A 2521-nucleotide genomic window follows, 5' to 3' on the forward strand; every position below is an offset into this window, starting at 1 on the left:
GGCGGCACGCTGCTGGCGAACCTGCTGGCGACTGGCGAACACAACCACATCAGCCGTCCGTTCGACCTTGATCGCTTCGCCAGCGGGCGGCTGATCGACGAAGCGGCCGGCTCCGGCATCGCGCACTGATGCATGTCGCCCAAAAGTACGCAGCGGTTTGGGGAGAACGACATGCATAAAGACGAAGATTGAGGATTTTATGCAGCTTTTCCCTTGCCCATTCTGCGGCCCGCGCGACGAAACCGAATTCCACTATGGCGGCGATGCCGGAAATGCGCGGCCGGATGGCGCCGATGTGCCGATCGATCGCTGGGCTGATTACCTCTATCTGCGCACCAATCCGAAAGGCACGGCGCGCGAAATCTGGGTTCACATGAACTGCGGCGAGTTCTTCGTCATGGAGCGCGACACCGTCACCCACAAGGTGCTGTCCTCGGCCGCACTCGGCGGGGAGCACGTCGCGTGACCGCCTCGCGCCTTGCCACCGGCGGCAGCGCCATCGACCGCTCGCGCCCGATACGCTTCAGCTTCGACGGCACCACCGTGCAAGGCTTTGCCGGCGACACCATCGCCTCGGCGCTGCTGGCGGGTGACGTCGCGGTCGTCGGCCGCAGCTTCAAATACCACCGGCCGCGCGGCATATGGGGCGCCGGCGTCGAGGAGCCAAATGCGCTGGTCGATCTCGGCGGCACGCGGGCGACGCCGAACACCCGCGCCACGACCGAGCCGGTGCGCGACGGACTGGTGGCGAAAAGCGTCAACGCCACGCCCAGCGCACTGGCCGACCGCAACGCCTTCCTGGACCGTTTTGCGCGCTTCATCCCGGCCGCGTTCTACTACAAGACCTTCATGTGGCCGGACTGGCACAGGTTCGAGCCGCGCATCCGCGCCATGGCGGGGCTGGGCACAGTCGACGCCGACTGGACCTCGCCCGGCATGGCCGACCAGATCAACCATCATTGCGATGTGCTGGTTGTAGGCGCGGGACCGGCCGGGCTGGCGGCGGCAGGGCTGGCGTCCGGTGCTGGCCTGACCGTCACACTGGTCGACGACCAGCAGAGCCCCGGCGGATCGCTCGGCCATCGTGCCGCGGAGATCGACGGCAAGCCGGCGGCCGTATGGGGCAAGGAGACGATTGCCGGGCTTGCCGCTGGCGGTCACCTCATCCTGCCTTCGACCACCGCCTTCGGCATTTACGACCACAATCTGGTCGGGCTGAACCAGCGTCATCTCGACGGCCGGCCGGATACGCTGTGGCGGGTCAGGCCGCGCCAGATCGTGCTGGCGACCGGCGCCATCGAGCGGCCGCTGCCTTTCGCCAACAACGATCTGCCGGGCATCATGTCGGCGGATGCGGCGTTCGCCTATCTCCGGCGCCACGCTGTGCTGGTCGGCCGCCGCATCATCGTCGCCACCAACAATGACAGCGCCTATGAGGTGGCGGGGGCGCTTGCCGAGGTTGGCGCCGAAGTCAGGCTTGTCGATATCCGGCGTGACGGCGCGCCTGCGGCGGCGGCCAATGTCCGGCTGATCAAGGGGCGTTCTCTCGCATCCGCCAGCGGCAAGCTGCGCGTCGACGGCGTGACGCTCGACGACGGCACGAGGTTCGATGCCGATTGCGTTGTGGTCTCCGGCGGGTGGACGCCGACCATCCATCTCTTCGGCCAGGCCAAGGGCAAGCTCGCCTGGAGCGATGCGCGCGCGGCCTTCCTGCCGGGCGAACCGGTCGGCGGTATCGCCGTGGTCGGCGCCGCAGCCGGCGCGGTCTCCTTGTCGGAGGTGTTTGCCGGCGTGGAAAAGGCATTCGCCGGCAAGGAGAACGCGGCAACACCACGCAGCACCGGGCCGGAGGCGACGGACGGCATTCTCCCGGCCTGGCCGATGCCGGGCTCGAAAGGCCGCATCTGGATCGACTACCAGAACGACGTGACGGTGAAGGACGTCGAGCTGGCCGCACGCGAAAACTTCGTCTCGGTCGAACATCTGAAGCGCTACACCACGCTCGGCATGGCGACCGACCAGGGCAAGACCTCCAACCTGCCCGGGCTGGCGCTGATGGCAGGGATTACCGGCCGCACGGTGCCGGAGGTCGGCACCACCACCTACCGGCCGCCGTTCACGCCGGTGCCGCTGGCAAGCTTTGCCGGCGCGCGCGTCGGTGAATTGATGGCGCCGGTACGGCGGCTGCCGCTCGAAAACGTCCATCGCGCCAGCGGCGCTGTCTTCCAGGAATATGGCGGCTGGCTGCGGCCTGCTCATTATGGCGGCAACGCGGACGCGGAACGTTCGATCGCGGACGAGGCGCGACGTGCGCGCCAGTCGGTCGCGCTGTTCGATGGTTCGACGCTCGGCAAGATCGAGGTGATCGGGCCGCAGGCGGCGGCGTTCGTCGATTTCCTCTACTACAACACCATGTCAACATTGAAACCGGGCCGCTGCCGTTATGGCTTCATGCTGTCTGAGAACGGCGTGGTCTTCGACGACGGCGTGCTGGTGCGGCTGGACGAGCATCGCTTCGTCG

At 67.4% G+C, this 2521-nt stretch carries 2 protein-coding genes; both read left to right on the forward strand.

Annotated features, from left to right (window positions below; all coding sequences use genetic code 11):
• The first annotated feature begins 199 nt into the window (after nucleotides 1-199).
• Nucleotides 200-466: a sarcosine oxidase subunit delta gene (locus tag ENZ74_RS28770; protein WP_013528149.1), complete on the forward strand. Its 267-nt coding sequence runs from the start codon at nucleotides 200-202 to the stop codon at nucleotides 464-466.
• A partial coding sequence (locus ENZ74_RS28775; protein ID WP_127313177.1) for a 2Fe-2S iron-sulfur cluster-binding protein occupies nucleotides 463-2521 on the forward strand: 2059 nt, incomplete at its 3' end. The genes ENZ74_RS28770 and ENZ74_RS28775, both read left to right, overlap by 4 nt.

This window comes from Mesorhizobium sp. M7A.F.Ca.CA.002.15.2.1, assembly GCF_003998715.1.
GTDB lineage: Bacteria > Pseudomonadota > Alphaproteobacteria > Rhizobiales > Rhizobiaceae > Mesorhizobium > Mesorhizobium ciceri.